Below are 6,384 nucleotides of genomic sequence, written 5' to 3'. Positions count from 1 at the left end.
ACAGTGGGTCGGTGGCTTACTCTGGTGTCAGGTGTGGGCTGCGTCCAGCGGATTACGCTCGCTGATCCATCCCGCGCGATGCCATCAGCAGCCCTGAAATTGTAGGAGCCCCGCCCCGGGGCGAATTTTTGTAATCCGGTGCGATTTCGCTGAGGCCGCGATTCGCCGCGGGGCGCGGCTCCTACAGTGGGTCGGTGGCTTGCGAGGCCAAGTGCATCGACAAATCCACCGCCTTCACATCCTTGGTCAGCGTCCCTAGCGAGATGTAGTCCACGCCCGTCTCGGCGATCACGCGCAAGGTGCTGTCATTGATGCCGCCCGAGGCTTCGAGTTTGGCGCGGCCGGCGGTGAGTCTCACGGCTTCGCGCATGTCGTCCAGCGACAGTTCGTCGAGCATGACGATATCGGCGCCCGCCTCCAGGGCTTCGCGCAGCTCTTCCAGGCTTTCCACTTCCACCGGCTTGCCGGGGGCGATCTGCTGGGCGGCGCTGATGGCCTGGGCGATGTGGTTTTCCGTGATCTGGAAGGTGTCGAATGTCTCTGTGTGGGGGGATCGCGGTGTGGCGGATTCGTGAAATGAAATCGCCGTAGGCGAATACGTCATTTAGCGCTGTGACAACTATCAAAAAGGGCGCAGCTGCGAATGGTGCCCGGTATGATGGTGCAGCGTTCAACTCCTGGCATAGAGCAAGGGTTTGCTATGACTGATCAAGATATCCGCTGGCTACAGCGACTGAGCAACTATCAGCGTGCCCTTGGGCAACTGACCCGAGCGGTTGAGCTGGCGCAGAGTCGTCCGCTCAGCGAGTTGGAGCGACAGGGGCTGATCCAGGCATTCGAGTTTGTTTTCGAGTTGGCCTGGAATCTGATGAAAGATTATTTTGTTTATCAGGGCAATCCGACTATTACGGGGTCTCGCGATGCGATTCGCACGGCGTTCAAGCAGGGGCTGGTCGTCGATGGCGAAGGTTGGATGGAGATGATCAAGAGCCGTAATCAGACGGCCCATACCTACAATGAATCCATCGCTATTGAGATCGCCGAGCGCATTCTGGCGCGTTATCAGGATCTCTTCGTGCAATTTCAGCAACGGATGCAAGGGCTGGCCAGCGAACTATGACGGGTGAGAGTCGGTTCGGGTTGCCGCTGCATGCGGTCGAGAAGTTATGCGCTGTTTTTCGCGCGTGTCCGCAGGTCGAGCGAGTCATTCTGTATGGCTCACGTGCCAAAGGTAATTATCGAGTTGGGTCGGATATCGATCTGACGGTTGAGGGGGAAGGGCTCTCACTGGCGCAGTTATTGGCCATGGAGAGCCAGATCGACGAGTTGTTGCTGCCCTGGATGGTCGATCTTTCTCTCAAGGATCGTATCGATAACCCGGCGCTGCTCGATCATATCGCTCGCGTCGGGTTGACCTTTTATGAGCGCGGCAGGGCGGATGTGTAGGGTGGAGTCGTCGTAGTTGCCTCCATCATCATCGTTTGTCATCAGGCTGCTGGTGATGCAGATAGCTGCACTCAGCGCGATGCCATCAGCAGCCCTGAAATGGTAGGAGCCCCGCCCCGGGGCGAATTTTTGTAATCCAGTGCGATTTCGCTGAGGCCGCGATTCGCCGCGGGGCGCGGCTCCTACAGTGGGTCGGTGGTTTACTCTGGTGTCAGGTGTGGGCTGCGTAACGACGGATTACGCTTCCGCTAATTCATCCCGCGCGATGCCTTCAATGGCCCTGAAATTGTAGGAGCCCCGCCCCGGGGCGTAATGCTGTTCATTTAAGAAATGGTCGGACGCGATCAGTCCCCTCGCCCCTTCGGGGAGAGGGTTAGGGAGAGGGGAAAACTGGCAGTTTTGCGGCGTTTTCAGCCCTCTCCCCCAGCCCCTCTCCCATAAATGGGAGAGGGGAGTCAATCGCGTGCAACCCTAAGTGAACAGCATTACGCCCCGGGGCGAGCTTTTTGTAGCTCAGTGCGATTTCGCTGAGGCTGCGATTCGCCGCGAGGCGCGGCTCCTGCAGTGAGTCGGTGGCTTACAGCGCCAAGCGCATCGACAAGTCCACCGCCTTCACATCCTTGGTCAGCGTCCCTAGCGAGATGTAATCCACCCCCGTCTCTGCGATCACGCGCAAGGTGCTGTCATTGATGCCGCCCGAGGCTTCGAGCTTGGCGCGGCCGGCGGTGAGTCTTACGGCTTCGCGCATATCCTCCAGTGACAGTTCGTCGAGCATGACGATATCGGCGCCCGCTTCCAGCGCTTCGCGCAGTTCTTCCAGGCTTTCCACTTCCACTTCCACCGGCTTGCCCGGGGCGATCTTGTGGGCGGCGCTGATGGCCTGGGCGATGCCGCCGCAGGCAGCGATGTGGTTTTCCTTTATAAGGAAGGCATCGTACAAACCGATGCGGTGGTTGTGGCAGCCACCGCAGGTTACGGCGTACTTCTGGGCCAGGCGCAGGCCCGGTAGGGTCTTGCGGGTGTCCAGCAGTTTTACCTGGGTGCCTTCAACCAGGTCGGCATAGTGGCGGCAGCGGGTGGCGACTGCAGACAGGGTCTGCAGGAAGTTCAGGGCGCTGCGCTCGCCGCTGAGCAGGGCGCGGGCCGGGCCTTCTAGGCGGAACAGAGTCTGGTCGGCGCTGACCTTGTCGCCATCCTGCACCTGCCAGTGCACTGCGACGCGCGGGTCGAGCTGGCGAAATACCGCATCGACCCAGGCGGTGCCGCAAATTACTGCTTCTTCCCGTGTGATCACGCGGGCGCTGGCCAGGCGCTCGGCCGGTATCAGCTGGGCGGTGATGTCGCCGCTGCCAATGTCTTCGGCCAGGGCGCGGCGGACGTTGGCTTCGATTTCGCTGCTGAGGTCGGCGAGGGTCAGGTTGGGCATGATCGGCTCCGGTGTAGACGAGCGGCGATTATAGAGCCAGGCAGGGGCAGGGCAATGGGCTGAAGTGTGCTCGCAGCCATCGAAGGGCAAAGGATTTCGCTGCGGCGTGCGGCATCAGAAAAGGCATGTGCGGCCCGACCAGCGGGGCAGCGTCACAGGGCTGTCAGCGTTAGGCTGCAGAGATACGGCTGTCGTGTGTTGGCTACCGTCTGGAGGTGGCGTGAGGCTATCTGTGATCTGGGTCATGTCTGTGGGAAAAATTGGCTTGGTATGACGCGCAGCCTCCCTATAATGGCTTTACTTTTTTCATTATTGACGCCAGGCCTTTGACGTTACGGACGACGCTCGGTTGACGCTGTGCAGACCAGGAAGCCCGGGTTCGGGCAGTCTGCGGGAGACTAGAATGAAGACCGACGCGAATGTGGTGCACCTGGCCAAGGTCATCGCAGAGCAATCGCCAACTTCGCCGGTAGGAAGACTGCCCGTGGCGCTGATTCAGGTGCGTGACAAAGCGGCGCAACAGCTCAAGCAGAGTCTGCAGAGCCTGTTCGACAATGCCGACGATACCCTCTTCGAGATGGCGGATCGGGCGACCAGTAATGCCGAGCAGAATGCCTTCTTCGAGGCCATGCGTGACCTGCGTCTGAAGCGCAAGAACATCGAGCGTGGTTTTCTGCAGAAGGTGTTCGAGTGCTTCGCCAATCTCAATCAGTACGAAATCGGCAAGCCGCAGCCTGCTCTGGATGCGGTGTCGTTCGACAGCCTGAGCCTGGTGCAAAACGACGAGCTGGAAGAAACCGTGGCACTGGACGCCATGGTCGCCAAGGTGATGAGCCGAGACGCTGTTGCGTTGGGCCATCTCACCACGCGCCTCAATGCGGTGATCAGCAAGAAGCTGGACGACAAGAGCAACCCGCTCGGCCCCACCCTGCTCAGCGAATACTTCCTCGACGCCTGCAGTAGCCTGGGTGTGGAGATCAAGGTCAAGCTGATCATCCTCAAGCTGTTCGAAAAGTACGTGCTCGGCAGCTGCGACATGCTTTACGCCGAGGCCAATCAGGCGCTGGTCAGTGCGGGCGTGTTGCCTGAGCTGAAGTCCGCACCGCCGCGCCGTCAGCAGCGCCCGGCAGCTTCCGCTTATGTCCAGTCGTCCGGCGAGGAAGGCATGCCCTTGCTCGAAGGCGCCGATCAGGGCGTGCAGGAAGTGTTCGGTGCGTTGCAGGATCTACTCTCGCAAGTGCGCGGCACGGCGATGCCACGCCGGGCTCAGACAGCCGATGCAATGCCGATCACCAGCAGTGACCTGATGCGCCTGCTCTCGCATATGCAGCAGCGGGCTCCGGCACAGGTCAGCGTCGAGGATTTCGATCTGCGTGAGCAACTCGAGCGGTTGCTCGAACGTGCCAGTGCCAAAAGCGGCAAGGCGCGGGTGGTCGGTGAAGTCGACGAGGACGTGATCAATCTGGTGTCGATGCTGTTTGAGTTCATTCTCGACGATCGCACCCTGCCGGATTCACTCAAGGCACTGATTGGCCGTCTGCAGATTCCGATGCTCAAGGTGGCGGTGCTGGACAAGACCTTCTTCAGCCGTGGCAGCCATCCTGCTCGCCGCTTGCTCAACGAGATCGCCTCTGCCGCGCTGGGTTGGGTCGATCAGGACGATGCACAGCGTGACAGCCTTTATCAGAAGATCGAGCAGGTGGTGCAGCGTCTGCTGAACGATTTCGTCGATGATCCGGCGATCTTCTCCGAACTGCTGGCCGAATTCATGGCGTTCACGGGCGATGAGCGTCGTCGTAGTGAGTTGCTCGAACAGCGTACCCGCGATGCCGAGGAAGGCAGCGCCAAGGCCGAGCTGGCCCGTCGTCAGGTCGAGCAGGCACTGAATGAGCGTTTGCTCGGCAAGACCCTGCCGGAAGTGGTGGTGCGGCTGCTGCAGGAAGCCTGGAGCAAGGTGCTGATGCTGACCTGCCTCAAGCACGGTCTGGACTCGGACGAATGGCAGGCTGCGCTGCAGACCATGGACGACCTGGTCTGGAGTGTCGCCCCGCACGAGGATCCAGAGGCGCGTCTGCGTTTGCTGGAGCTGGTGCCGGGGCTGCTCAAGGCATTGCGCGAGGGCATGGCCAGCGCGGCCTTCGATCCGTTCTCCACCAGCGAGTTTTTCAGCCAGCTGGAGGGGCTGCATGTGCAGGCCTTCCAACGCTTCAAGCGCGCGGCCCCGGAAGCTGAGACGGCCGTTGCCGAGGATGCTGCGCACACCGATCCGAGCGAAGCCGGCATCGAGTTGCCACTGCTGGAACTGCCGGCGGCTGAAGAGGTCGAGGACGCTCCGGCGATGGTCGAGGTGGTCGAAGAGATCATTCTGCTCGCGCCGGGCCAGACCCGTCCGCAGGAGCCGGACGTGGTGCTCCCGGACGACGACGAGGCGCTGCTGCAGGTAGACAGCCTGCGTGTGGGTAGCTGGGTGGAAATCCAGGAAGATGAAGAGCACAAGCTGCGTTGCAAGCTGGCGGCCATCATCAAACCCACTGGCAAGTACGTGTTCGTCAATCGCACCGGCATGAAGGTGCTGGAGAAGACGCGCAACGCGCTGGCGGTGGAGTTCCGCCGCAACGCTGTGCGCCTGCTTGACGATGCGCTGCTGTTCGACCGCGCCCTGGAGTCGGTCATTGGCAATCTGCGTAAGTTGAAGAACGCCTGAGAGCAACTCCGCTGCTGATATCTGTAGGAGCCGGCTTGCTGGCGATGGTCCTTGTCAGGCGAGCATTTGATCGCCAGCAAGCTGGCTCCTACAAACTCCCGCCTGCGTTTGGTTGATTGGTATCGCCCACCCGCTAACGTTTGCCACTCTTCGTTTTAGCGTGAGATTTTCCCGCCTTTGCACATCCTGTTGCGGCCTCGCGCTTGGCCGCCGTAGCCACCTGCTCTAGAGTGGTGATACGTTCAGGAGTGCCACATGCAGCTCGACCCTTCCACTGGCTGGTTTCAGGGCATCCCTCACTGCCCATCGCCGAATTTCAACGCTCGCCCCGGTGGCGAGATCTCTCTGCTGGTGGTGCACAACATCAGCTTGCCGCCTGGGCAGTTCGGCACCGGCAAGGTGCAGGCGTTCTTTCAGAACCGCTTGGCCGTGCATGAGCATCCTTTCTTCGCCGAGATCGCGTCCCTGCAGGTTTCCGCGCATTTCTTCATCGAGCGTGATGGCGGCCTGACGCAATTCGTCTCCTGTCTGGATCGTGCCTGGCACGCCGGGATTTCCTGGTTCGAGGGGCGCGACAACTGCAATGATTTTTCCCTGGGCGTGGAGCTGGAAGGGACGGATGATCTGCCCTACAGCGACGCCCAGTACGCCAGGTTGGCCGAGCTGACGCGACAGTTGCTGGACGCTTACCCGGCGCTGTCGACGCAGCGTATCCGTGGCCACAGCGATATCGCCCCTGGGCGCAAGACCGACCCGGGGGCAGCGTTCGACTGGTCGCGTCTGCACGCCGAATTGAAGGAGAGGTAGC

5 protein-coding genes and 1 pseudogene are annotated in these 6,384 nt (G+C 60.9%); 4 read left to right on the top strand and 2 right to left on the bottom strand.

Translation table 11 applies throughout. The annotated features are described in order from the left end of the window. Window positions 1–181: 181 nt before the first annotated feature. Window positions 182–535: pseudogene (locus PSOLE_RS16860) on the bottom strand (nicotinate-nucleotide diphosphorylase); the annotation flags it as partial. Between the two features lie 120 nt (window positions 536–655). Between PSOLE_RS16860 and PSOLE_RS16855 the strand changes: the two are divergent. Next, window positions 656–1,120 carry a nucleotidyltransferase substrate binding protein gene (locus tag PSOLE_RS16855; protein WP_244597249.1) on the top strand — a complete coding sequence of 155 codons (465 nt, stop codon included), beginning with the start codon at window positions 656–658 and terminating at the stop codon, window positions 1,118–1,120. Next, window positions 1,117–1,446 (top strand): nucleotidyltransferase family protein, encoded by a 330-nt coding sequence (locus tag PSOLE_RS16850; protein WP_074857740.1) that lies wholly within the window; start codon window positions 1,117–1,119, stop codon window positions 1,444–1,446. The genes PSOLE_RS16855 and PSOLE_RS16850 overlap by 4 nt, the downstream gene beginning before the upstream one ends. 577 nt (window positions 1,447–2,023) lie before the next feature. Here PSOLE_RS16850 and nadC read toward each other — a convergent pair. Beyond that, on the bottom strand, window positions 2,024–2,872 hold the full coding sequence (nadC, locus tag PSOLE_RS16845; protein WP_074857742.1) for a carboxylating nicotinate-nucleotide diphosphorylase: 849 nt from the start codon (window positions 2,870–2,872) through the stop codon (window positions 2,024–2,026). Between the two features lie 403 nt (window positions 2,873–3,275). Here nadC and PSOLE_RS16840 point away from each other — a divergent pair, with 403 nt between their 5' ends. Both PSOLE_RS16840 and ampD read left to right on the top strand, forming a co-directional pair. Continuing rightward, entirely contained in the window at window positions 3,276–5,576 is a 2,301-nt protein-coding gene (locus tag PSOLE_RS16840; RefSeq protein WP_074857745.1) for a DUF1631 domain-containing protein, read from the top strand. A gap of 255 nt (window positions 5,577–5,831) precedes the next feature. Further along, window positions 5,832–6,383 carry a 1,6-anhydro-N-acetylmuramyl-L-alanine amidase AmpD gene (gene ampD / locus PSOLE_RS16835; protein ID WP_074857747.1) on the top strand — a complete coding sequence of 184 codons (552 nt, stop codon included), beginning with the start codon at window positions 5,832–5,834 and terminating at the stop codon, window positions 6,381–6,383. Window position 6,384: the final 1 nt, after the last annotated feature.

The sequence above is a fragment of the Pseudomonas oleovorans subsp. oleovorans genome, from assembly GCF_002197815.1.
Taxonomy (GTDB): Bacteria; Pseudomonadota; Gammaproteobacteria; order Pseudomonadales; family Pseudomonadaceae; genus Aquipseudomonas; species Aquipseudomonas oleovorans.
This window is presented reverse-complemented; position numbering and strand designations above follow the sequence as displayed.

Excerpts from the sequence above, each read along its gene's own strand:
- PSOLE_RS16855 (WP_244597249.1), top strand. The coding sequence starts at position 656 with ATGATGGTGCAGCGTTCAACTCCTGGCATAGAGCAAGGGTTTGCTATG.
- PSOLE_RS16850 (WP_074857740.1), top strand. The coding sequence starts at position 1,117 with ATGACGGGTGAGAGTCGGTTCGGGTTGCCGCTGCATGCGGTCGAGAAG.
- nadC (WP_074857742.1), bottom strand. The coding sequence starts at position 2,872 with ATGCCCAACCTGACCCTCGCCGACCTCAGCAGCGAAATCGAAGCCAAC.
- ampD (WP_074857747.1), top strand. The coding sequence starts at position 5,832 with ATGCAGCTCGACCCTTCCACTGGCTGGTTTCAGGGCATCCCTCACTGC.
- PSOLE_RS16840 (WP_074857745.1), top strand. The coding sequence starts at position 3,276 with ATGAAGACCGACGCGAATGTGGTGCACCTGGCCAAGGTCATCGCAGAG.